Origin of the sequence: Pseudomonas saudimassiliensis (assembly GCF_000939975.1) — a bacterium.
GTDB lineage: Bacteria > Pseudomonadota > Gammaproteobacteria > Pseudomonadales > Pseudomonadaceae > Halopseudomonas > Halopseudomonas saudimassiliensis.
In genome coordinates this window covers 532,373-554,996 of record NZ_LK391969.1, presented here as the reverse complement: position 1 = coordinate 554,996, position 22,624 = coordinate 532,373, and the positions used below count along the sequence as shown (strand labels likewise).

Genomic DNA, 22,624 nt, shown 5'->3' with positions numbered 1-22,624 from the left:
GGGGTGTCCTGGGGAGCGAAGGGTAGTCAGCCGGTCCGGCCGATGTCAGCGAATCTGGCACCGGTCTGGCTGGCAAGATCCTGTGGTTGCAGTTCTATTTCCAGACCGCGGCGCCCACCACTGACAAAGATGTTGGGCCAGTCGCGGGCACTGCTGTCGATAAAGGTGCGCAGGCGCTTCTTCTGGCCCAGCGGACTGATGCCGCCCAGCAGGTAACCGGTGCTGCGTTGGGCGGCGGCAGGGTCGGCCATGGCAACCTTCTTGGTGCCGGCGGCCTTGGCCAGGAGTTTCAGGTCCAGCACGCCCACCACCGGCACCACCGCCACCAGCAGCTCGCCGGTATCGGTACAGGCCAGCAGCGTCTTGAACACCTGCCGCGGGTCGAGCCCGAGCTTGTCCGCAGCTTCGCCGCCGTAGGACTCGGCCTGCGGATCATGCTCGTAGCGATGCAGCTGGTAACCTACCTTGGCTTTGTCGAGCACTTTGGTGGCGGGTGTCATGGGCGGTCTCAGTCAGCGATCTTGACCACCATTTTGCCAAAGTTCTGCCCTTCGAGCATGCCAATGAAGGCCTGGGGCGCGTTCTCCAACTCCTCTACCCGGTGCTCCTTGACCTTCACTTTGCCCTCGGCCACCCAGGGCGTCATCGTCTGCAGGAACTCGGGATAATGCGGGCCATAGTTATCGAAGATGATGAAGGCCTGCATACGGATGCGCTGGCTGAGCATCAGCCGCATCAGTTGCGGCAGCCGGTCCGGGCCAGGCGGCAGTTCGGTGGCATTGTACTGGGCGATCAGGCCACATACCGGCACCCGGGAATGGGGATTGAGCAGCGGCATGACCGCATCGAAGACCTTGCCGCCGACGTTCTCGAAATAGATGTCGATGCCGTCCGGACAGGCGTTGGCCAGGTCATCGGGCAGGCTGTCGAGCTTATGATCCAGGCAGGCATCAAAGCCCAGTTCATCCACCGCATAGGCGCACTTGTCCGGCCCGCCAGCGATACCCACCACGCGGCAGCCCTTGAGCTTGGCCACCTGGCCGACCACGCTGCCGACCGGGCCAGTCGCTGCGGCCACTACAACCGTTTCGCCAGGCTTGGGCTGGCCAATATCCAGCAGCCCCATGTAACCGGTGAAACCGGGCATACCCAGCACACCGAGCGCCTGCGACGGCTCGGCCATGTTGGGATCCAGCTTGAATATCATGCTGCCGTCGGACAGGCTGTAGTCCTGCCAACCGGCGGTGTAGCACATCACCAGATCCCCAGCGGCAAAACCCTCGACATTGGATTCCATAACCCGGCTCACCGCCCCGCAGGGCATGACATCACCTACCGCCACCGGCTCGGCGTATGACTTGGCGTCACTCATGCGCCCGCGCATGTAGGGGTCCAGCGACATCCACAAGTTGCGCAACAGCATCTGGCCCTGGCCAGGGGAGGGGACGGCCGACTCGACCAGCTTGAAATTATCCGGCACGGGCGCGCCCACAGGGCGCGAAGCGAGCAGAATCTGACGGTTGATAGTGGCGGATTGCGGCATGTGATTCCCCCGGTTCTAACTGATAACTGAAGCACCAGTATAGAGGCCGCCGCTGCAGAGGCAATCAATCAAGCCCACCCGTGCACCTGCATGGCGCATTGTGCTCAGTCAGGTCTTCCCGTACCGCAGCCGACCAGCGAGGCACGTGATATAGCGTTCAGTAAATACTGAGCTTGTCTGGGAAATAGGAGACGGGGGGATGGGTGGCTTTCCATTCCTCGGCGAACGCCAGTGCTTGTTCGATTTGTTCGGGTGTCATTTTTGCGGCAACGAGGGGCAGAGTTTCCTTCGCCGTGGTCAACATTCCACCGCCACCGTCCAGATCCAGAAGCAGCGAAATTAAGCCATATCCTTTGACTAGATCCAGTTCATGCCCGGCACCTTCCGGCTCATGAGATAAATAAGCGCCTAAGGTATAGATGCTTTCAGCATGCCCTGTTTCTGCTGCCTTCTGCTGCCAATAGCGCACACCTTCCCAATCATCTCTCTCGGCTAGTATCTCCTGATAATATTGCATGCTTAGCGGGTAGCCGCCTTCCGCAGACGCTTTGAACCATTTCTCGACGGCTTTTTTCCGGTTACCAAATAAATAAAACCCGCGGCCCTGTTTAATGGAAATAGCTTCACCATACTGAGCGAAGGCATGGCCAGCCTCTGCTGCTTTGGCTCGCCAGTCGGTGTCAAGTGTAATCTTGTACATCAAAAACATCGCTTCGGGATCACCCTGCTCAGCTAAAGGCAGGGCAACCCGGTATGCGTGCCGCAACCAGTCGCCCGGAGATTTGCTGCCGCTGGGGCAATTGCCCATCACGGCGCAAAGGTCATTGCCACTGCGGCCCAGCCGGATCATGGCGTAGATATGGCCTTGGTTGGCAGCGGCTTCCAGCCACTTCTGGGATTCGCGTGTGATAAAACGATTGAGCGTTCTTATCTCCTCACCCAGATAATATTGTGCGTCGGCATCCCCCGCTTCGGCAGCAATAAGTAAATACGAGCCGCCAACACGAAACTGGTTGAAAAGAGCAATGCCACGTTCCTTTGCGGTTTGCTGTGCTGGAGTAAGCTCTAAGGCTGGAAGATAACTCGTCCATAAAGCAGCGCAAAATGTGAGAATAGCGCAGGTGATGGTCTGCATGTTCAGAGCCCCATATCTCATGTCAGTTAAAAGTAGATCTCAGTTATCAAACTAATAGCTGCGTCAGTTCCGTGGTTGGCGTTATAGGTTAAAATGGGCCTATACCTCTCGCCCAAAAATGATTGTCGTCTGGGTTGTATTCATGCATCGAGTCATGTTTGGCGAGAAGTATAGAGATATTAGAGTTGTAACGCTCTTGCACTCTTTTTACCCCAGGTATTATTGAGCCGCGCATTGCGGTCATAAAGAGGTCCAGTTTCATTCTATTGCTTCGATAAGTTTGCGATAAGTTTGGTTCTGGAACACCAAAGCGGTTCATGGAAAAACAAGCTTGGGCAAATTGGTGCTGAGCGTGTACAAGGTTGATTTCCGAGGTTCGTGCAGCAGCTGTGATCCATTCGAGGATTTGCCCAATAGCGCGCTGCTGGAGCTCATGGCATTGAGTTCGGGATATCTCCTCCTGTTCACGGCGCACACGATTTTCTTGCGTAACGGTTGTGCTCGTCACGCTGAAGCTCCGCGGCGCTGCCGTCAGTGTCATCAGCATCGGCCCCAGCGCAGCCGGTGTTGCTTCGACAAACCACTGGGCCAGCTCGGCAGGATTTGGGTAGTTAACTATCGCGTAGGCAATCGGCCCACCCCGCGCCCCATCGGTCAGCGCTTCATACAAGGACATGATGGTATCCACCCCCATCAGGTAAACCATCGGTACGTTCAGACCGTTGGCACCGAGGGCGATGAGTTTGGACATGAAGCTGGCTGCGTCGTCGGTTACCCATTCCAGGGGTTTGCCGTGGTTGCGGTGCAGTTCGCGGCGGAAGAGGTTGATCAGATCGATGACGCCGGCGTAGCTGATCGCGAAGCTGTATTCACCTTTGATGCCGGGACCTGCCACCAGCGAGGCTTTCATGGTCATGACCAGTTGGCCGCCGGTCAGGGACAGGTTGATCTGGGCGGTGGCGCCCACGCCCACCGCTGCGGCTACGCCAGCGTTTAGGCTGGCCAGGCTGAGCCAGTGATTGTCCGGGCTGCTGGCGTGTGCTCCGGGTCTGCCGGCGGGGAGGGTGCGCAGGGCTGCAATATGCGTTGGCGGGGCCCAGTTGAGAGCGCCGGTCAGGGAGACCCCCGCCTGGATGCCGGCAAACACGCTGAACTCTGCATTGGCCCCATTCCGGATGTCGATGCGATCCTTCATGGCGGCGCCTCGTCGTCGGGCCCGCTCTTCTGCCGTCAGGCCAGGCTTGCCCCAGGCGGGGTGGTTCGGCGCGAGGCTGATACCGGCAGACAGCAGCATCGCTGCACCGGCATACCCCCAGGCCAGGGCGCTGAGGTGCATCGAGTAGCGACCGAGGCTGAACTGGACCTGCTCGCCGCTGTGGTTCAGGTAGCTCAGCATCAGGTCCTTGGCCTCAGCGCGGGAGGGCAGGTCGATACTGAAAAGTTCGACCACGCCCTGCGCCAGGTCGATGCCGATATTGGCCTGGACCGAGGTTTGCAGCCCACCGGCGAGGCTGAGCGTCGGGCCGGTCATGGTCACGCCGTTATGCAGTGAGTCCTGTGGCGGAGTGAGGCAGCGTACCAGTTGCGCGGACGGGCTGGGATCGAAGATGCGCATGTTGTCGCGTATATCTGCGCGAAACAGCATCTGGCGCAGGTTCTTGCCCCAGGCCTGGCGTGCACCCGCATCCTCCAGCTGGGCTACGGTGATCGAGCGCGCCTGCAGATGCTTATGGAATTGTTCGACGTCGAACCAGCCGTGCTTATCAAACCAGTTACCCGCCTGGTCATCGATGGCGATGGCGCCATGACTTTCCAGCCATTGCTGAAAGAGGCTGGTGGTCGTGCTGAAGTTGCCCTTGTCATTGACCGGAATGCGCCGGATCGCTTTGCCCAGGTCATCCACGACCTCCTTGGCGTTGGCTTTCAGGTGCTGGCCGATGTTGCTCAGATCAAACAGGCTGAGCGCCTCGACAATCTTGTTACCGGCGCCGGGCAGGCTCGCTTCCCGCAGCGGGAAGTCGCCCCGCACCAGCCGCTCGACCGGGCGTGGGGTGAACTGTTCGGGATCCCAGAGCAGGTGGCGGCGGATCGGGCTGGCTTTCAGGTTGTCCTGGGCTTGCTTGTGCAGGGCGTCGAGCAATTCCTGCAGTTGCTCCCATTCCCGCTGCTCGGCATCGACCAGCCCAGCGGGTGCTGGGGCATTGGTGCCGGTGGCTCTGACCCAGTCCTGGTATTTCTTCTGCAGCCGTGCGGTGACGGCGGCCTGATGGTTCTGTGCTTGCAGATAGACCTGCAACGCGCGCTCCCCGGCAGCAAGCCCCTCGCTGGGGTTGGGGGTCAGGGCATATTCAGGCACAGCCAGACCATAATCAGCCACCTCCAGGATCGAGTCGATGTAGTCCTGATAGACCGCGAGCTTGGGCAGATCATACATCCGCCACCGGTTCAACTTGCCCAGTTGGCCGTTACAGGCCTGCAGACAGAGGCGTGACTCCTGCTCCAGTGCTTTGCCTTTGGCCAGGATCTCGGCGATGACGTCCCCATTCAAGCCTCTGCGCATCACCTGCTCGCGTTCTTGCAGGTAGCGCTGGACCCGCCTGCGAGCTTCGAGGGCGTCCGGTGAGAACAGAGCACCGTTCTCGTAGGTATAACCCTCGCTTCTGGCCACCGCCAAGGCCTTTTGCTGCAGGGCTGCCCATTCCTCGTGTAGCTGTTGTAGCTCGGCTCGCTCGCGGTGCAGCGATTCCATCTCGGCCTGGCGGGATCTAGCCTGGCGGATGTGGGCCTCCCCCTGGCGGTTATGCTCCCGGTTTTCTTCCGAGAAGGGGTGGCGCATATGTGGCCGATCAAAGGGGTTGCGCGGCAGCTCGAGATCCTGGGCCTTGAGCGACCACCAGTAGTACCAATTGTCGATATCGGGAACCTGATCTTCGATGTGCAGCGCCCGCTCAAGGTCCTCCCCGCTAAGGAAGTTGGTCAGCTTCGGCTGCAGGAAGTATTCCAGTAAGCCGCTTTCGTCTAGCCCCTGCTGGCGCTCGCGGGCGGGCTTGTCCGGTGAAATCCGGTTCGCCAGGGTTGAGGTCGCTTCGCTGATCGCGTCAAGTGCCGGCTCGGGCAACAGCCAGAACTGCCGCTCCTGGGTGGCGTACAGTATCCCGGCAAATCGGCTGTCGCAGGCGGGGGCGTTCTCATCGAAGGTGACATCGCAACTGTCTGCAACGGGCGCCTCGGGGCCGAGTTCCAGTAGTGCTGTTTCTGAAGCGGGTGCTTCTGCCTTCGGTGGCGTGGGTTCGACCGCGGCCGGCGCTGCGGCCTGCCGGGGTACGCTGAGATTCCAGCCGGCCTGGATGTAGTTCGCGTCGCGGATGAAGGGGTTGAGTTGCAGCAGCTGCGCCACGGTGGTGCCGTGCAGTTGAGCGATATCGCCTAAGGTGTCGCCCGTAACGACGCGGTAGTTATCAAGTTCCATGATGGTATCGGTGGTCCTGTTCACGTAGCGGGGCACGGGTTGCCAGTGTTTGTAATTGATCCGTTTTCTGGTGGGCCAGCAGCTCGCTGGCCAATATGGCCATGGCCTCGGGTCTACCCTCTAGCGGCGGACCGGTTACCAGGTCTGCCACCGTGCGCAGGTGGCGTGCCTGGTGGATGCGATGTCGGGCCAGCACCGCGAGGTTGTCGATCATGGGCGGCAGCGACTCAGGTGCCGGCGCGCCGAAGGTTTCATATTCATCATCCAGCCAGTACAGCCATCCGAGGGTGCGATTGCGTGCAGCGGCCGCAGGCGGCAGATGAAAATGCCCGTCGGGAGCGCGCGGGGAGGGCCGCGCCTCAGTACCAGGCCAGGCGAGCCAGTCGCCATCAGCGGCGCCAAAATGCCGTGGGGCCGGGCTGAAGACGCTTGTCCATGGTCCCATCAACTGGGCCGACGGGGTTTCGGCGGTGACCAGAGCCGCCCAGAGACTGGGGCGGTAGTAGCTGAGCAGGCTCTGGCCACCGGAGCCGTCGTTCGCCTTCAGCAGCCAGCGCGCATGGGCGATGGCCTGCTGCACATTGCCTGTCAGCAGGCAGATACCTGCGTTGCGTTGCAGGCAAAGCTCGGCGGCGAGTGCTTGCAGTTCGGTTGTTTCCGGAGCGCTGACCCAGATGGGGCCCTTGTCAGCCAGTGCTGAAAACTCGGTACCCAGGAACAGGTTCTGCTGCTCCAGTGGTTGGCCGAGGCCATACAGGCGCCGCAGCGCCTCGGGTTGGCGGCTTTGGTCAATGATGAAGCACAGGGATTGGTCCGCTGGGCAGAGCAGCTCCTCAAGGCGGATGCGGGGGCGGCGCAGCAGCGACTCGATGGCGTCTATCGGCATGGGCAATCTCCACGACTGCAAGCGCCACCGGCCTGCTTTCCACACAGCGGTGTAATGCCGGACTCGTTCAGTGTTCTGGGCAGCGGGGCCAGTACCTCACCGGCGAGATCCGTATCAGCTGCCCGGACGGCCCCCGGGAGGATCGGCGCGCTGCCAGAGCCAGTACCCGGACTGCCACCCGAATTGATTCGCACCTGTGGGCCCACCAGGGTTATACCGCTGGGGTCGATCTTGATAAAACTGCCGCCAGCTTTGAGGGTGATTTCCATACCGGCTTCGATGACCATTTTCTGGCCGGCCTTCAGGTGGATTTCGCGGCCGGCGGCCAGGAGGTGGGCGACACCTAGCTTGACGTGCTGGTTGCCCGCGATGGTCAGGTGGTCATCGGCCTTGAGCTCAGTTTTGCGGTCGGCATGGGTGGTGCGGTGCTCCTCGGCCAGGAACTCGGTGTAGCTGTTGGCTTCGACGCGGTCGTGGCGTTCGTGGCCCACGCGAATGTGCTGGTCGTGCTGGATGTTCTGGTCCCAGTCGCGCTGGGCGTGGATGAAGATCTGTTCTTCACCGGCCTTGTCTTCGATGCGCAGCTCGTTGAAGCCTTCGCCACCGGGGCTGCTGAGGGTTTTGAAGACGCTGCGGGTTTTGTGTTCCGGCAGGCTATATGGGACTTGATGCGTCTTGTGGTAGAGGCAGCCGGTGATGAGCGGCTGGTCTGGGTCACCTTCGAGGAAGCTGACCAGGACTTCCATGCCGACCCGCGGGATGGTGATGCCGCCGTAGCGGTCGCCGGCCCAGTTGCTGGCGACTCTGAGCCAGCAACTGGTTTTGTCGTTGGCTTGGCCGTGGCGGTCCCAGTGAAATTGGACTTTGACGCGGCCGTATTCGTCGCAGTGGATTTCTTCGTTGTCTGGGCCGGTGACGACGGCCGTTTGGGTGCCGTTGATGGAGTGTTTGGGGTGCTTGGGTTGGGGGCGATGGATGACGTCCCAGGGGGTGGCGGTGAAGGTGTTGCGGTAGCCTTGGGTGAAGAGGTTGTGGGTTTCCCCCTCTCCCCAGCCCATTACTCGCCCCTCCGGGGCTCGCCCTTCGGGCCAGCCTTCGGCTGTTCTGCGCTGCGCTTGTCCCACAAGGGGAGAGGGGGCTTGTGTGTGCAGCCCTGCAGCGTCGGCGTCTGTGATCGATTCTTCTAATACCTGTGGCTGTTTGCCCTCGTGTTTGACGGAGGTTAATAACCAGAGGTCATTCCAGTCTGCTCGGGGATGTTCGGTCAGTGCCAAGAAATATCCGCTCACCAATATCGGCTGGTCACTGTACCCCTGGGCCAGGCGGTAGTCGGTGCGGTGGGCTTCGAGGTGTCGGGTGGCCAGGTGGTTGCCGCGGGCGCGGTCCATGAAGTGGCCGGGGTAGTCGTAGTCCTCCAGAACAGGCAGGGCGTCGGTGTGGGCCTGGCTTTCCATCAGCAGGCGCGGTTTTTCGAAGTTGTAGTCGCGGCGGCTGAGGTGACTGGGGCGGGTTTGCAGGCGCAGGTTGAAGCGCTTGATGACCGGCTCGTCGGCGACCATGCCGCTGCCCTGGTTGAAGCGGGTGGGGGTCAGTTTGGGGAAGACGGTCTGGTCTTCGCCGAATACCAGTTGATGTCCCTCGGGGCTGTGCTGGAAGTGGTAGTGGATACCTTCTTCTTCGCACAGGCGCTGAATGAAGTGCAGGTCGGTTTCATCGTACTGGGTGCAATAGACCCGCTCCCGGCCTTCGTCACGCAGCTGGAAGCGGAAGCTGTCAGTAAAGATACCGTGGCCCTTGAGCACCTCGGTGATGATCTGCGGTACGGTGCGGTGCTGGAAGATGCGCTGGTTGGTGGCGTGCTGCAGGTAGGCCAGGCGCGGGACCAGGGTGATGCGGTAGCGGGTCAGGCGTTTGCCGGATTCGCCCTGGGCGACGCTGTGGATCAGGCCGTGCACGCCCTTGTCCGGGAGGGCGAGGGTGAAGTGGGCGGTATTGGCCGGGGCGAACATCCTGTTTCCCTTTGTCTGACGAAACAAAGTGGCCGTTATAGCAGAGCAGGGAAATGAAGGCCGCCACAAGGAGGCAGGGTTGTGAGTCAGTTGGCAAAACCGGGCGCCTGGGCGGCTCGGTGGGGTTTCGCCGGCGGGTGGGCTTGGTCGATTGTTCACAACGGCGTAGGCTTGGCACTGTGCTGAATGAACAGGACACTAATAACATGCTGGACGCCACCTCCGCTCTGGACGAACCCGGCCTGCTGGCCCAGACTCGGCGCCTCGGCCGGTTGCGCTTCCCGCCGTCGATCGAGACCGAGTTCCAGGCCTATATGCACCGCAAGATGTGCAGTCGCGTGTGGGCGGTAGCGGTGTCCAGCATCGGCTTCATGCTGCTGTTCATCTGGGTGGACTACGCCTTCCTGCCGGCGTCCATCTACCAGTTGACCATCCCCGTGCGCGTTCTGGTCTTGCTGCTGGTGTGCTTCAGTATCTGGTATTCAAATCGGCCGGAACGGGTCGCACCGCGGACTGCCTTCGAGACCGCTACCCTGGGCTACATCTGCACCGGGATGATGGTCACCATGGTTATCCTGGTATGCCGGACCCAGGCACTGCCGGTTAACGTGACCCACGATGGGCTCTATCTCATTCTGTTGTCGGGCAGCTTCCTGCTGGGCCTGCCGATGCGCAACTCGGTACTGGGTTCCTGGTTTATCGTGATCACCTACCTGATTGGTGAGGCGCTGATCGGCTCGTCGCGGCAGCTGGTGTTGGGCAATGGCTTGTTCCTCGGTTGTTTCACCCTGATGGGCAGCATTGGCGCCTACGCCTACGAACACATGCTGCGCCGCGCCTATCTCAATGAGCAACTGCTGAAGGCCGCGCGGGTCCGGGCTGAACGGGAAAGCCAGAGCAAGACGCGCTTCCTGGCCACCGCCAGCCATGACCTGCGGCAGCCGCTGCATGCCATGACCCTGTTCATCCGCCACCTGGAAGAAAAGGTGCACGAGCCGGAGACCCGCAAGAGCGTCATCCATCTGGCTGAATCGGCCCACCTGCTGCAGGCCATGCTCACCTCTCTGCTGGATATCTCCCGGTTGTCGGTGGGTATGGTGCGGCCACAGCTGCGGCACTTCAATCTGCGTAGCTGGCTGGAACGGTTGCTGGCCGGGTTCGAGGTCAGCGCCCGGGAGCGGGGTATCGAACTGGCCCTGGACTGTCCCCCCCATTGCGCCCTGCACACCGACCCCATGCTGCTTGAGCGCCTGGTGCGCAACTATCTGAACAATGCCCTGGTGCACGCTGGAGCCAGCCGGGTGCAGGTGGTGGTAACCGAACTGGAGGAGCAGGTTCGGATCGCCGTCGAGGACAATGGCTGCGGCCTGAGTCGCGATGAGCAGCTGCAGATCTTTGAAGAGTTCACCCAGCTGCGCAACCCGGCGCGCACCTTGGAAAAGGGCGTTGGGCTGGGGTTGTCGATCTGCCGTCAGCTGCAGCATCTGTTGGAATATCCCTCCGGCGTCGATTCCGAGCCGGGGCAGGGCGCCAGCTTCTGGATTGAAGTACCCAAGGGTGAATGGCAGGAAGAGACGCAGCCCCAGGCGCTGCCGAGCACTGCCATGCTAGAAGGGCAGGTGCTCCTGGTGGAAAATGACGTGGTCAACCGCCAGGCCATGGAAACCCTGCTGCGCCACTGGGGCTGCGAGGTCGAGTGCCATGAGCAGGGCGGTCGATTGTTGCGCGGTGATAGGCGTGATGGTGACGTTGACTTGTTGCTCGCCGATTATCATCTGGAGGGTGACCTGAACGGCCTCGAGCTGATCCAGGCTCTGCGCCAGGCCGATATCTACACCGGACCAGCGGTGCTGGTCACCGCCGATACCAGCCACGACCTGGCCCAGAAAGCCGAAGCGGCGGATGTGGTGCTCATCTATAAACCCGTGCTGCCGGCGCGTTTGCGTCGGACCGTGCAGTCGTTGCTGCAGAGGGCGGGGGAGGCGAAGGTCGTGGGCTAGTGATTGGGCTAGGTGGCACCAGGCGAAATGGAGCGCGCCGTAAAGCCCGCCTGGCTCCGCTAGCGGACCCGTAGCAACACGGCTGTTAGCGGCGGGCCGCGTAACTCCTCAGTCGCACTGTCGACAACCCGCTGGCTCGACACCGGGCGTGTCTGCCAGGCGATCGAGGATAGGGCAATCCGGACGCTCGTCGCCCAGGCAGCAACTGGCCAGTTCCGCCAGGCTGTCATGCATGGCCTGCAGGCCGGCGATCTTCTCTTCCAGTTCCTGCAGGTGCTGACGCGCCAGTTGCTTGACTACCGCGCTGCTGCGCTCACGGTCCTGCCACAGCGCCAGCAGCTGGCTGATCTGTTCGATGGAAAACCCCAGGCTGCGGGCGCGCTGGATAAAGCGCAGGGTATGCAGGTCCTGTTCATTGAACAGTCGGTAACCCGCAGCCGTACGCGCCGTGCCGGTGAGCAGGCCGATACTCTCGTAGTGTCTGATCATGCGCGGCGTCAGGCCGGTGGCCTTGGCCGCCTGGCTGATATTCATCTTCATCGCGCCTCCGGTTTCCAGCGTTTCAACAGCAGTGCGTTGGCCACCACACTGACGCTGCTGGCGGCCATCATGGCGCCGGCCAGCATCGGGTTGAGCAGACCCACGGCGGCCAGGGGTATACCCAGACTATTGTAGACAAAGGCCCAGAACAGGTTCTGGCGGATCTTGTGCCAGCTGTGCCGGGAAATGTCCAGGGCGGCGGGCACCAGCAGCGGATCGCCGCGCATCAAGGTGATGCCGGCGCTGTGCATGGCGACGTCGGTGCCGGTGGCCATGGCCATGCCCACGTCGGCGGCGCTCAGGGCCGGCGCATCGTTGATGCCATCGCCGATCATGGCGACCACGCGGCCCTCGTCACGCAGCTGCTGCACATGGCGCGCCTTGTCTTCCGGCAACACCTGCGCCTCGACGCGGCCGATGCCCAGTTCCCGGCCCACCGCGCCCGCGGCGGCCTGGCTGTCGCCGCTCATTAGCCAACTGTCGATGCCCAACTGGTCGAGCTGACGGATAGTTTCCCTGGCCTCGGGTTTGATGGTATCGGCGAAGGCCATCAGGGCTACCAGGCGGGGTTGGTCGCCGTCGGCCAGGGCCAGCCAGGACAGCGTGCGTCCCTGCGCTTCGTGTTCCGCTGCCTGGGCTTGCCAGGCCGCCATATCGATACCCTGTTCCATCATCAGCAGGTCATTACCCAGCCAGGCTCGGTGGCCGTCTACCCAGCCGCTGGCACCACGGCCGGCCTGGACCCGGAAATCCCGGGCCGGCTCCGCCTGAATGCCCCGCTCACCGGCATAGCTGCGCAGGGCGCCGGCGAGCGGGTGTTCGGCGTGGGTCTGGATAGCCACCGCCCAGGCGAGGGCCTGGTCATGGTCGTTGCCGTCCAATGCCTGGAATGCCTGCACGGCTGGCTTGCCGAGGGTCAGCGTACCGGTCTTGTCGAAGATTACGGTATCGACCTTGTGCGCCAGCTCCAGGGCCTGGGCATCGCGTATCAGGATGCCATAGCGGGCAGCTACGCCGGTGCCGACCATGATCGCTGTGGGTGTCGCCAGGCCCAGGGCGCAGGGGCAGGCAATGACAAGCACGGCGATGGCGTTGAGCAGGGCCTGTTCACTGCCTACCAGCAAACTGCCGACGGCGAAGGTAAGCAGGGCGATGATCAGCACCACAGGCACGAAGACCGAGCTGACCCGGTCAACCAGGCGCTGGATGGGCGCCTTGGAGGCCTGGGCGCTTTCGACCAGCCGCACGATCTGCGACAGCAAGGTGTCATGTCCCACGGCGGTGGTTTCGATGACCAGCAGGCCGTCCTGGTTCATCGAGCCACCGCTGACCGGGTCGCCGGGCTGGCGGCTGACCGGCAGGCTTTCGCCGGTGAGCATGGACTCATCCACGTGGCTGCCGCCTTCCCGAACCTCACCGTCCACAGGGATGCGCTCACCAGGCTGCACGACGAGCAGGTCGCCGACGCGGATCTGCTCCAGCGGCACCATTTCGTCGCCCTCGGTACCGCGCCGGCGGGCAGTGTCCGGCCGCAGTGCCGTGAGCGCCCGGATGGCTTCCAGGGTCTGGCCCTTGGCGCGGCTTTCCAGGTACTTGCCCAGCAGGATAAAGCTGACGATAACCGCAGAAGCTTCGTAATAGAGCACCGGCATCTGCCCGGCGGGGGTGCTGAACACGTGCCAGGTACTCAGCGCCCAACCGGCGCTGGTGCCCATGGCCACCAGCAAATCCATATTGCCGGCCCGGTTGCGCAGGGCATGCCAGGCGCCGCGGTAGAAGCGCGCACCAAAGCCGAACTGCACGATGGAGGCCAGCACCAGTTGCACCAGGGGCGGCACCATCAGGTCGGGTCGGCCGAGCATTTCGGGAAACATGCCCAGCGCCAGGGGTGTGCTGAGCAGTGCGGCCCAGATCAAGTGGCGACGTTCGCGTCGCAGCTTGTCGGCCTGACGTTCGCCATCCGCGTCGGTCTGCTGATCGAGCCATTGGCCGGCATACCCCGCGCGTTCCAGCGCCTGCAACAGTTGGCCGTCCGCGGTGCCTTCCGCCAGCGTGACCCGTGCCTGTTCGCTGGCCAGGTTGACCTGGACCTCAAGTACCCCCGGCACGGCGCGCAGCGCCGTCTCGACCCGCCGCACGCAGCTGGCGCAGGTCATGTCGGCAATTGCCAGCTGCCGCTCGCGGGTGGCGATGGGGTAGCCGGCGCGCTCGACCGCCGCACTCACCTCGGCGAGTTGCTGCGGATGCTGCAGCTGGATGCGGGCGGTTTCTGCCGCCAGGTTGACCTCGGCCGACGCTACTCCCGGACTGGCGAGCAGGGCTTTTTCCACGCGCCGTACGCAGCTGGCGCAAGTCATACCGGAAATATGCAGCGTGATGGGGCCCATGGTCGATTCTCCTGTGATTGCGGACATCGTCGACCTTCACATCATGTCAGGGTCAAGGGGTTGCTACAGTTGAGCGTTCCGGCTTGTCGCCGTCCCATTTCAGCCCTACCTTGCTGATGTTGTCATCAATCACCTCCGCGACAACGAAGCTCATGCCGTGCCAGTCGGTACTGTCGCCCACCACCGGATGGCGTCCCAGCTGCCGCGCGCAGAATTGGGCCAAGGTCAGGCCGGTGCTGTCTGCAGGCACTTCGAAACCGTAGAAGGCACCGACATCGGCCAGCAGTGCCGTGCCATCCAGCACGAACTTGCCGAAGAACTGGCGGCTGTTGAGGTGATACGGAGCGCTGGTGGTACTGAAGAGTTTCGACAGCGCGGGCAGGTCGCGGGCGTGGCCGATGACGCACAGGACGTCGTTGAGCTCCAGCTTGGTGCTCCCCGAGGGGTGCAGCAATTTGCGACCCCGGAACAGCGCGGCGATGCGGGTATCCTTGGGCATGTTCAGGTCGCGCAGCGGCACGCCAATACACCACTTGGCGTCGCTGAGCTGATACACCATCAGCTCGTAGTCACTCTCGACCACCACATCCAGGCTGGTCCGGTGCAAGGGCTCGGGAACGGGCGGGATTTCGACCCGGCATAGCCGGGCGGCAAGGGGCAGACTGGCGCCCTGCAACAGCAGTGACACCAACACCACCACGAAGGCCAGGTTGAACAGCAACTGGGCCTGTTCCAGCCCGGCCATCAGCGGGAAGATCGCCAGCATGACGGGAACCGCGCCCCGTAGCCCCACCCAACTGATAAACAGCCGCTCGCGCCAGGAGAAGGAGAAGGGCGCCAGGCAGACCAGTACGGCGATCGGTCGGGCCACCAGGATAAGGAAGAACGCGATGGCCAGGGCGGGCAGGGCAATAACGACCATTTCCGAGGGGGTGACCAGCAGACCTAGCATCAAGAACAGCCCGATCTGGCTAAGCCAGGCCATACCGTCTTGCATGTGCAGGATGTTCTGCAGGCTGCGCAGCCGACTGTTACCCAGGACCAGCCCGGTGAGGAAGATGGCCAGGAAGCCGCTGCCCTCGAGGATATTGGTCACGGCGAACACCAGGATGGCGCCGCTGGTAATGAGCAGCGGGTAGAGACCGGTATCCAGCTGGACCCGGTTGACCAGCCAAGTCAGGAAGAACCCGCCGGCCAGGCCGCAAACGGCGCCGATGCCGAACTGTTGGGTCAGCAGGGCGAGGAAAGACCAACTGAAGGAGGTCTGGCCCTGGACCAGCATCTCCACCAGGGTGATGGTCAGGAAGATCGCCATGGGGTCGTTGGATGCGGACTCTATTTCCAGGGTCGCGCCGACCCGGCGCTTGAGGTTCAACCCCTTGCCCTGCAGCAGGGAGAACACGGCAGCGGCATCGGTGGAGCCCACGATCGAGCCCAGCAGCAAACCCTGCAGCCAATGCAGGTCGAGCAGCCAGGCGGTGGCCAGACCGGTGATCAGGGCGCTGATCAGTACGCCGAAGCTGGCCAGCGACAGTGATGGCCAGAGTGCTACCTTGAAGTTTTCGGCCCGGGTGCGCATGCCGCCGTCCAGCAGGATGATCGCCAAGGCCAGGCTACCAATGACGTAAACCGTGCCGATACTGTCGAAGGCGATCCCGCCTGGGCCTTCTTCGCCGGCGAGCATGCCGACGACGAGGAACACCAACAACAAGGGGATGCCCAGGCGGGAAGACATCGAGCTTGCCAGGATGCTGATGCACAGCAGCCCGGCACAGATCACAAACAGGGTATTCATCACTTCCATTCGTGGACAGTCCTGCGGATGAAAATAAATGGAGCCCGGATCTTATCATCTTCGGTATCCACCGGCCCGATGTTGCTGATTTTCAACAAGCATTGCCCGGCTGGTGGTGATGCGCCGAACGGATCGGTAAACTGGCGCGATTCTCTGGAGCGCAATAGACCATGACTGCCGCACTGGCCTTGCTGTACAAACTGTTGCCCCTGTATGTCACGGTCGCCCTCGGCTGGGTCGCTGGCCGCTTCCTGCAGGCCAGCGGCAGCCATATCGCCGGGATCATGATGTACATCATTACCCCCTCGGTAGTGTTTTCCGGGGTGATGCATGCGCCACTGTCGACCGAGGTGATCCTGCTGCCCTTCCTGACGCTGGGGCTGTGCTCACTGATCGGTTACGGCCACCTGCTGGTGGCCCGGCGCTGGGTTGGCGATGCCAGCGCCAACGTCATCCCCCTGGCCGTGGGCACCGGCAATACCGGCTATCTCGGCGTGCCCGTGGCACTGCTGCTGTTCGGGGAGCAAGGCCTGAGTATCTATATCCTGTGCATGCTCGGCACGACCCTCTACGAGAATTCGGTGGGCTTCTACCTGGCCGCGCGGGGCCGCTACCAGGTGCGCGACTGCCTGCGCAAGGTGGCGCGACTGCCCTCGCTCTACGCCTTCTTCCTGGCGGTAGCGCTCAACCTTGGCAATATCGACATACCGGCGATTTTCGAGCCGTTGTTCGATAACCTGCGCGGCGCCTACAGCGTCTTCGGCATGATGATCATCGGGATGAGCATCCTCAGCTTCCGCGGCCTGGCGGGAAACCTGCGTTTCACCGCGCTGGCATTTTTTGGCAAGTTTGTCGTCTGGCCTGCGGTGGCCCTGTTGTTCTGGTGGCTGGACAGCAATGGACCGCAGATCTACGACGTGGCGGTGTATCAGGCATTGTTTCTGGTATCGATCACGCCGATCGCCGCCAATACGGTGGTCATCGCCACGCTGCTGGATCTGGCCCCGGCCCAGGTGGCCGGTACGGCCCTGCTCAGTACAGTACTGGCCCTGTTTTCCATTCCGCTGATGATCGCACTGTTCATGGGTGCCTGAGCGGCGGGCGACGGCGCAGCGGGTCGAGCAGGGCGGACAGCCCGTTGTGATCGATTTCCTGCATCAGTTGCAGCAGGCGGCCGATTTCACCCGGGGGAAAGCCCTCCCGGGCGAACCAGTTGAGATAATGCCCTGGCAGGTCGGCGATCAAGCGGCCCTTGTACTTGCCGAAGGGCATCTCGCGGGTGACCAGCAAGGTCAGGTCTTCTGGTTGCATCTGCCTTTCTCCGGCAATCAAATCAGCGTGATTATACCTCGGGCCAATGGTGGGTCGGGTACGGCAAGTGGCTCTGGGGTCGCATCTTGACGGCCATTGTCACTTGTAACTTGCGCGCAAGTCGTTACAATAGCGCGGCCCTCATCTGCAGGGCACGCTATGGTGACCCTGTCGGTCCCCTCGCAACGATTCGCCGTGAACCCGGTCAGGCCCGGAAGGGAGCAGCCGCAGCGGTTATATCGTGTGCCGGGGTGTGGCTGGCAGGGTTGCCACCCATAGCCTTCTTTTCTTATCTCTGTCCCCCCTTGTGATGCTTCCCTGTCCGTTACCGGTTGTGGTGCGGTTTCGCCTGGCTGTCCTTTACCGATACGTTAGTTGTCTCCAGTGGCGCCGTGAGCTGATCACGACTACTGTCTCATCTGTGTCTGGCTGATAACAACAATAGGATATCGAACATGGATATGGCATTGATCAGGGCCCGCGTGCCCGCGCTTGGTGTGTTTTCCCTGCTGCTCTCTGGCATCCTGTTGAGTGGTTGCCTGGGCGGTTCCGGTTCGGACGACGTTTCCTGGCCGGGTCGGGATTCCCCGGATATGCCGGATATCGACGAGGATCGCATTCTGCCCGTCGTTTTCGTGCATGGCACGGCAGGTTCGGCGTCCCAATACCAGACCCAGGCGATGCGCTTTGCCAGTAATGGTTACCCTGAGGATCATGTGGTGGCCTTTGAGTACAGCACCGCGAGTCTGATAGAGATTAACCGAGCACTTACGGGAGGGCTGAGCGGGGATCTGGATGACTTCATCGATGACGTACTGGGCGAGTTCAATGTCGACCAGGTATATCTGGCCTGCCATTCCCTGGGGACGGCGGTCTGCGGCTATTACCTGACCGACCCCGACCGGGAAGAAAAGGTCGCCGCCTATGTTGCCATCGATGGTGCAGAGGGCGATAACTGCCCCGGCGACTCCAATTGCATGGGGCTATTTGTTGATGAAGACAACCGGCTCGGTGCAGTGAACGCGTACGTACCTGACGAGACCCATGTCCAGGCGGCCACTTCCGAAGCGTCCTTCGCCGCCCAGTTCGAATTCTTCACCGGCGTGGAGCCAAAGCGCACCGAGATCCTGCCGCAGCGCGGCGAGGTAGAAATTGCCGGTCGAGCGGTCTATTTTCCGGCCAACAGCGGCGCCGACGGCACCACCCTGCGCGTCTGGGAAATCGATCCGGATACCGCCGAGCGTCTCGAGAGCTCGCCCGTGGACAGCTTCAATATCGGCGCCAATGGCAACTGGGGACCGGTGACCCTGGACCCGACGGCCCACTACGAATTCCAGCTGCTGCGCCCGGGCCGCACCGAGCACCATTTCTACCGCCAGCCGCTGATTCGCGACAGCGCCCTGGTACGGTTGAATACCTCCCCTGCCGGCTCGGCTATCGAGACCAATACCAACTCCAGCGATGATCATGCTGCGCTGGTGATCACCCGGGACATGGAGTGGTGGGGCGATCGCGGGGACGACAATGATGTGCTCGAAATATCCACCACCAGCCCGCTGTGGGGTGACCAGCCGCCACGCAACATCATTACCAGTGCCATCGGCGACCGCAATATCGGCATCCATGTCCACGATGACGAAGCGACGCCCAGGATCTCGACCGGGAATCCGCTGCCCTATTTCCCGGACCAGGCGTTCCAGTGGGGCGTGGATGTGTTCATGCCTGCCAGCTCCCCGGCCGATGGCGTCATCTCGGTGGTCAGCACCCCACGGGGTGATACCGACAACCGGCAGGTACTGAACGTGCCCAACCTGCCGTCGTCTGAGCATCGGATTTCGCTGATCTTCAACGATTACATCCAGGATTGACCCAACCCAGGCTGCCCCCCGAAAGGTGATTACCCATTAGCCTTTCGGGGTGCTCCGCGGCCCCAATCGAGGCGACCCGGGATTGTCGAGCGCTAGCTCGACAGCGGCCCGCCGTCAGCCGGCCCGTCAGCCGTTTCCCCACCCTTGGGCACGCGACGCCCGCGGGCGCGAATCTCGCATTGATTGGGCGCTTTAAGGTAAAGTAGCTGCTCGCCAATGACACCGGATAGCAGCCCCTCGATGAGTTACCAGGTATTAGCCCGCAAATGGCGTCCGCGCCTGTTCCGTGAAATGGTCGGCCAGACCCACGTGCTGCAGGCGCTGATCAATGCGCTGGATCACAATCGCCTGCATCATGCCTATCTGTTCACCGGCACTCGCGGGGTCGGCAAGACCACCATCGCGCGTATTCTGGCCAAGTGCCTGAACTGCGAGGCGGGCGTCAGTTCGGAGCCCTGCGGTACCTGCTCGGCTTGCCGAGAAATCGATGAGGGCCGATTCGTTGACCTGATCGAGGTCGACGCCGCCAGTCGTACCAAGGTCGAAGATACCCGCGAGCTGCTGGACAACGTCCAGTACGCGCCATCGCGCGGGCGCTTCAAGGTGTATCTCATTGACGAAGTCCACATGCTCTCCAGCCACAGTTTCAACGCCCTGTTGAAGACCCTGGAAGAGCCGCCGGCTCATGTCAAGTTCCTGCTGGCGACGACCGATCCGCAAAAGCTGCCGGTCACCATATTGTCGCGCTGCCTGCAGTTCTCACTGAAGAACATGCTGCCCGAGAAGGTGGTTGAGCATCTGCGTCATGTGCTGGCAGAGGAGCAGGTCCCCTTCGATGACGAGTCGCTGTGGTTGCTCGGCCGGGCCGCCGACGGCTCCATGCGCGACGGCTTGAGCCTGACCGACCAGGCCATTGCCTTCGGTAACGGCCAGTTGCAGGCTGCCGAGGTGCGCAGCATGCTCGGCACCATCGACCATGGTCAGGTGTTCGGCCTGCTGCAGGCGCTGGCTGCTGGCGACGCGCGGGCCTTGCTCGCGGCGGTAACCGAACTGGCGGAGCAGGGCGCCGATTTTGCCGGCGTGCTGGCCGAGCTGATCTCGACCCTGCAGCGCGTGGCCATCGCCCAGGTGCTGCCGGAAGCCGCGGACAACAGCCTGGGAGACCAGGAGCGGGTACTGGCGCTGGCTGGCCAGGTCAGCGCCGAGGATGTCCAGTTGTTCTATCAATTGGCGTTGCATGGTCGTCGCGACCTGCCGCTGGCGCCGGACCCGCGGGGCGGCTTCGAGATGGCGCTGCTGCGCATGCTGGCGTTTCGACCTGGCACCCTGCAGCATGCCGGCAATGCCGCGCCGCCCGGGCTGGTGGCTAGCCAGCCGAATACGACACCGGCCGCGAATGGCGCCCCGGGAAAGACCCCGGGGATCAGCCAGGCCGCAGCTGATTCCGACACCGCCAGGCCTACCACCTCGGCTGCATCGGTAACCGCGCCTGTTGCGACTCCCCGGCCCGAAGCGGTTCCGCAGGTTGCTGCTGCCCCAGTGGCGCCTGAGCCGCTTGCACAACCAGCCGCAGCGGCACCGACGCCAGCCGTCAAACACACCGAATCAACGTCCACTCCGGCCACTCCGGCGCCTGCGGTTGACGCCCAGCCGGTTACGCCTGCGCCCACAGATGGGGAAGAACCCCCTGAATGGCTGCAGGATGCGCCGCCGGATGACGGCTTCAATCCCGACGATCACGGTGGCGAAGAGTTGGATGTCAGCGACTTCCTCAGCGATTGGGATGCGGCTGCCGATGAATCGTCGGCTGCCCCGGGTGAGGCTGCTGATGACTTCAGTGACCTGCCGCCCGCTACCGGGCTGGCAGCCCAATGGCTGGACATGTATCCGCAGCTCGGCGTGGCAGGCCTGACCCAGAGCATTGCCGCCCACTGCCAGTTGGTGGCCGCCGATGCTGCCGTCTGGCAGCTGCACCTGGACCCGGGCCACAGCGCGTTGTACAACGAAAATCATCGGCTGCGCCTGGAAAAGGCGATTGCTGAGCTGCAGGGCCAGCCGATTACCCTGGTTGTCGAGGTCCAGGCCCCGACCCAGGAAACCCCGGCGGTGGCCGCGGCGCGGCGTCGGGTAGCTCGGCAGCGGGAAGCTGAGGCGAACATCCACAGCGACCCGCTGGTGCAGGCGCTGATCAATGACTTTGCGGCGCATATCTGTGATGACAGTATTCGCCCGCTTGATGCTTGAACCTATTTTTTTGAGGAAACGACCATGATGAAAGGTGGCATGGCAGGCCTGATGAAGCAGGCCCAGCAAATGCAGGAAAAAATGCAGAAGATGCAGGAAGAGCTGGCCAACGCCGAGGTCACCGGGCAATCCGGCGCCGGCTTGGTGTCGGTGGTCATGACCGGCCGCCATGACGTGCGCCGCGTCAATATTGATGACAGCCTGATGGGCGAAGACAAGGAAGTGCTTGAAGACCTGATCGCCGCGGCATTCAACGATGCGGTGCGCAAGCTGGAACAGCAGAATCAGGAAAAGATGGCTGGCCTGACCGCGGGCATGAACCTGCCCGACGGCTTCAAGATGCCTTTCTGAGTGAGATCGCACACGGTATGAGTTTCAGTCCCCTGATTCGCCAGTTGATTGATGCCCTGCGCGGGCTGCCGGGCGTCGGCCCGAAAACCGCCCAGCGCATGGCATTGAACCTGCTGGAGCGGGATCGTGAGGCCGGGCGCCACCTTGCCCATGCGCTGGAGTCGGCGATGGAAGGGGTAGGTTACTGCCGCCGCTGCCGCACCCTGAGCGAAACCGAAGTCTGCGATCTCTGTACCGACCCGCGCCGTGAGGACGGGCTGCTGTGTGTATTGCAGAGCCCGGCCGATGTCTGGGCAGTGGAAATGGCCGGCAGCTTTCGTGGGCGGTACTTCGTGCTCAAGGGGCACCTGTCCCCCATCGATGGATTGGGGCCGGAGGAGATCGGCATTCCGGCGCTGCTGGAGCGGGTTGAGGGCAGCGCGGTGAGCGAGGTGATCCTGGCGACCAACCCGACGGTGGAAGGGGAGGCCACAGCGCACTATATTGCCGGGCTGCTCAAGCCCCTGGGGATCAAGGTGTCGCGGATTGCCCATGGTGTACCGCTGGGCGGTGAGCTGGAGTTCATTGATGGCGGCACCCTGGCCCATGCCCTGGCCGGGCGGACGCTCATCAGCTAAAACTGGCTAGCCCGCCGGCTGAGGCTTTCTCTGCCGGTGCGGCTGGCTGACCTGCTGCTGTCCAGGCTGGGCCTGGACGCCCTCAGCTGGCGTTGGTGTCCTGACGCTCCAATTCCTTGATGACGCGGTCGTAGGCCTCGCAGGCGCCATGATGGCTCTGGGTCGGATCGCGCTCTTGCAGTGCCTTGAGTTGTTCGTGCATCCGCTCGGCCTTGGCCGGGTCGCCGGCGGCGATGCGGTTGATGGTCACAGCGGTTTCTTCCGCCTTCTTCAGAGCTTCTTCCGGGGTGCAGATAACGGCCTGGGCCGATGCGGTGGCAGCAAAACCCAGCAGGGCGGCAAACATCAGGGGGGAGCGCAATTTCATCATTAACCTCGTCGAACCCGCTAAGGGCGTAAAGACCCTATCTTAGACCTTCGCTTCGCATCCTCCAAGCGCCATGGCGGCGCTGCGGCAAGCGGTAGCAGC

Annotated in this window: 17 protein-coding genes and 1 other RNA gene; 7 read left to right on the top strand and 11 right to left on the bottom strand. The window is 62.5% G+C overall.

Annotation, left to right across the window (positions count from 1 at the left end):
- Window positions 1-26: 26 nt before the first annotated feature.
- The 6 genes from ybaK to VG99_RS02645 form a co-directional block, all read right to left on the bottom strand.
- Complete coding sequence (gene ybaK / locus VG99_RS02670; RefSeq protein WP_044498199.1) at window positions 27-500, bottom strand: Cys-tRNA(Pro) deacylase; 474 nt, start codon at window positions 498-500, stop codon at window positions 27-29.
- Window positions 501-508: 8 nt separating this feature from the next.
- Window positions 509-1,543, bottom strand: a complete 1,035-nt coding sequence (locus VG99_RS02665) for an NADP-dependent oxidoreductase (protein WP_044498198.1) — start codon at window positions 1,541-1,543, stop codon at window positions 509-511.
- Between the two features lie 157 nt (window positions 1,544-1,700).
- Complete coding sequence (locus VG99_RS02660; RefSeq protein WP_052508671.1) at window positions 1,701-2,678, bottom strand: tetratricopeptide repeat protein; 978 nt, start codon at window positions 2,676-2,678, stop codon at window positions 1,701-1,703.
- A gap of 88 nt (window positions 2,679-2,766) precedes the next feature.
- On the bottom strand, window positions 2,767-6,147 hold the full coding sequence (locus VG99_RS02655) for a LysM peptidoglycan-binding domain-containing protein (RefSeq protein ID WP_052508670.1): 3,381 nt from the start codon (window positions 6,145-6,147) through the stop codon (window positions 2,767-2,769).
- Window positions 6,137-7,033 carry a DUF4123 domain-containing protein gene (locus VG99_RS02650; protein WP_044498197.1) on the bottom strand — a complete coding sequence of 299 codons (897 nt, stop codon included), beginning with the start codon at window positions 7,031-7,033 and terminating at the stop codon, window positions 6,137-6,139. The genes VG99_RS02655 and VG99_RS02650 overlap by 11 nt, the downstream gene beginning before the upstream one ends.
- On the bottom strand, window positions 7,024-9,042 hold the full coding sequence (locus VG99_RS02645; protein ID WP_052508669.1) for a type VI secretion system Vgr family protein: 2,019 nt from the start codon (window positions 9,040-9,042) through the stop codon (window positions 7,024-7,026). Before VG99_RS02645 ends, VG99_RS02650 begins: the two co-directional genes overlap by 10 nt.
- A 206-nt stretch (window positions 9,043-9,248) precedes the next feature.
- On the opposite strand from VG99_RS02645, the gene VG99_RS02640 reads away from it, so the two are divergent.
- On the top strand, window positions 9,249-11,042 hold the full coding sequence (locus VG99_RS02640; protein WP_044498196.1) for a hybrid sensor histidine kinase/response regulator: 1,794 nt from the start codon (window positions 9,249-9,251) through the stop codon (window positions 11,040-11,042).
- Between the two features lie 108 nt (window positions 11,043-11,150).
- Here VG99_RS02640 and cueR read toward each other — a convergent pair whose 3' ends face one another.
- From cueR to VG99_RS02625, 3 genes are read right to left on the bottom strand one after another with little or no spacing between them, the layout of a single operon-like run.
- Window positions 11,151-11,576, bottom strand: a complete 426-nt coding sequence (gene cueR, locus VG99_RS02635; protein WP_044501387.1) for a Cu(I)-responsive transcriptional regulator — start codon at window positions 11,574-11,576, stop codon at window positions 11,151-11,153.
- A gap of 2 nt (window positions 11,577-11,578) precedes the next feature.
- Window positions 11,579-13,969: a heavy metal translocating P-type ATPase gene (locus tag VG99_RS02630; RefSeq protein WP_158023873.1), complete on the bottom strand. Its 2,391-nt coding sequence runs from the start codon at window positions 13,967-13,969 to the stop codon at window positions 11,579-11,581.
- 52 nt (window positions 13,970-14,021) lie between these two features.
- On the bottom strand, window positions 14,022-15,764 hold the full coding sequence (locus VG99_RS02625) for a potassium/proton antiporter (RefSeq protein WP_420848272.1): 1,743 nt from the start codon (window positions 15,762-15,764) through the stop codon (window positions 14,022-14,024).
- 170 nt (window positions 15,765-15,934) lie between these two features.
- Here VG99_RS02625 and VG99_RS02620 point away from each other — a divergent pair, with 170 nt between their 5' ends.
- Entirely contained in the window at window positions 15,935-16,858 is a 924-nt protein-coding gene (locus VG99_RS02620; RefSeq protein WP_044498193.1) for an AEC family transporter, read from the top strand.
- Here the strand turns inward: VG99_RS02620 and VG99_RS02615 are convergent.
- Window positions 16,845-17,075, bottom strand: a complete 231-nt coding sequence (locus VG99_RS02615) for a DUF3820 family protein (protein ID WP_044498192.1) — start codon at window positions 17,073-17,075, stop codon at window positions 16,845-16,847. The two genes, VG99_RS02620 and VG99_RS02615, sit on opposite strands and share 14 nt — an antisense overlap.
- Before the next feature lie 169 nt (window positions 17,076-17,244).
- Here VG99_RS02615 and ffs point away from each other — a divergent pair.
- The 5 genes from ffs (at window position 17,245) to recR (ending at window position 22,155) form a co-directional block, all read left to right on the top strand.
- Window positions 17,245-17,341: signal recognition particle sRNA small type (ffs, locus tag VG99_RS15635), an RNA gene on the top strand.
- Window positions 17,342-17,530: 189 nt separating this feature from the next.
- The gene (locus VG99_RS02610) at window positions 17,531-18,943 is read left to right on the top strand and encodes an alpha/beta fold hydrolase (RefSeq protein WP_052508668.1); all 1,413 of its coding nucleotides are present in this window, start codon (window positions 17,531-17,533) and stop codon (window positions 18,941-18,943) included.
- A 240-nt stretch (window positions 18,944-19,183) separates the two neighbouring features.
- The gene (dnaX, locus tag VG99_RS02605; protein WP_044498191.1) at window positions 19,184-21,187 is read left to right on the top strand and encodes a DNA polymerase III subunit gamma/tau; all 2,004 of its coding nucleotides are present in this window, start codon (window positions 19,184-19,186) and stop codon (window positions 21,185-21,187) included.
- A gap of 24 nt (window positions 21,188-21,211) precedes the next feature.
- On the top strand, window positions 21,212-21,538 hold the full coding sequence (locus tag VG99_RS02600; protein ID WP_044498190.1) for a YbaB/EbfC family nucleoid-associated protein: 327 nt from the start codon (window positions 21,212-21,214) through the stop codon (window positions 21,536-21,538).
- 17 nt (window positions 21,539-21,555) lie between these two features.
- Window positions 21,556-22,155, top strand: coding sequence for a recombination mediator RecR (gene recR / locus VG99_RS02595; protein WP_044498189.1), 600 nt, complete (start codon window positions 21,556-21,558; stop codon window positions 22,153-22,155).
- 82 nt (window positions 22,156-22,237) lie between these two features.
- On the opposite strand, the gene VG99_RS02590 is transcribed toward recR, so the two are convergent.
- Window positions 22,238-22,522 carry a hypothetical protein gene (locus VG99_RS02590; protein WP_044498188.1) on the bottom strand — a complete coding sequence of 95 codons (285 nt, stop codon included), beginning with the start codon at window positions 22,520-22,522 and terminating at the stop codon, window positions 22,238-22,240.
- Window positions 22,523-22,624: the final 102 nt, after the last annotated feature.

Bases quoted from the DNA above. Each gene is read 5' to 3' on its own strand.
- ybaK (WP_044498199.1), bottom strand. From the start codon at position 500: ATGACACCCGCCACCAAAGTGCTCGACAAAGCCAAGGTAGGTTACCAG.
- VG99_RS02665 (WP_044498198.1), bottom strand. From the start codon at position 1,543: ATGCCGCAATCCGCCACTATCAACCGTCAGATTCTGCTCGCTTCGCGC.
- VG99_RS02660 (WP_052508671.1), bottom strand. From the start codon at position 2,678: ATGCAGACCATCACCTGCGCTATTCTCACATTTTGCGCTGCTTTATGG.
- VG99_RS02655 (WP_052508670.1), bottom strand. From the start codon at position 6,147: ATGGAACTTGATAACTACCGCGTCGTTACGGGCGACACCTTAGGCGAT.
- VG99_RS02650 (WP_044498197.1), bottom strand. From the start codon at position 7,033: ATGCCGATAGACGCCATCGAGTCGCTGCTGCGCCGCCCCCGCATCCGC.
- VG99_RS02645 (WP_052508669.1), bottom strand. From the start codon at position 9,042: ATGTTCGCCCCGGCCAATACCGCCCACTTCACCCTCGCCCTCCCGGAC.
- VG99_RS02640 (WP_044498196.1), top strand. From the start codon at position 9,249: ATGCTGGACGCCACCTCCGCTCTGGACGAACCCGGCCTGCTGGCCCAG.
- cueR (WP_044501387.1), bottom strand. From the start codon at position 11,576: ATGAATATCAGCCAGGCGGCCAAGGCCACCGGCCTGACGCCGCGCATG.
- VG99_RS02630 (WP_158023873.1), bottom strand. From the start codon at position 13,969: ATGGGCCCCATCACGCTGCATATTTCCGGTATGACTTGCGCCAGCTGC.
- VG99_RS02625 (WP_420848272.1), bottom strand. From the start codon at position 15,764: ATGAATACCCTGTTTGTGATCTGTGCCGGGCTGCTGTGCATCAGCATC.
- VG99_RS02620 (WP_044498193.1), top strand. From the start codon at position 15,935: ATGACTGCCGCACTGGCCTTGCTGTACAAACTGTTGCCCCTGTATGTC.
- VG99_RS02615 (WP_044498192.1), bottom strand. From the start codon at position 17,075: ATGCAACCAGAAGACCTGACCTTGCTGGTCACCCGCGAGATGCCCTTC.
- VG99_RS02610 (WP_052508668.1), top strand. From the start codon at position 17,531: ATGGATATGGCATTGATCAGGGCCCGCGTGCCCGCGCTTGGTGTGTTT.
- dnaX (WP_044498191.1), top strand. From the start codon at position 19,184: ATGAGTTACCAGGTATTAGCCCGCAAATGGCGTCCGCGCCTGTTCCGT.
- VG99_RS02600 (WP_044498190.1), top strand. From the start codon at position 21,212: ATGATGAAAGGTGGCATGGCAGGCCTGATGAAGCAGGCCCAGCAAATG.
- recR (WP_044498189.1), top strand. From the start codon at position 21,556: ATGAGTTTCAGTCCCCTGATTCGCCAGTTGATTGATGCCCTGCGCGGG.
- VG99_RS02590 (WP_044498188.1), bottom strand. From the start codon at position 22,522: ATGAAATTGCGCTCCCCCCTGATGTTTGCCGCCCTGCTGGGTTTTGCT.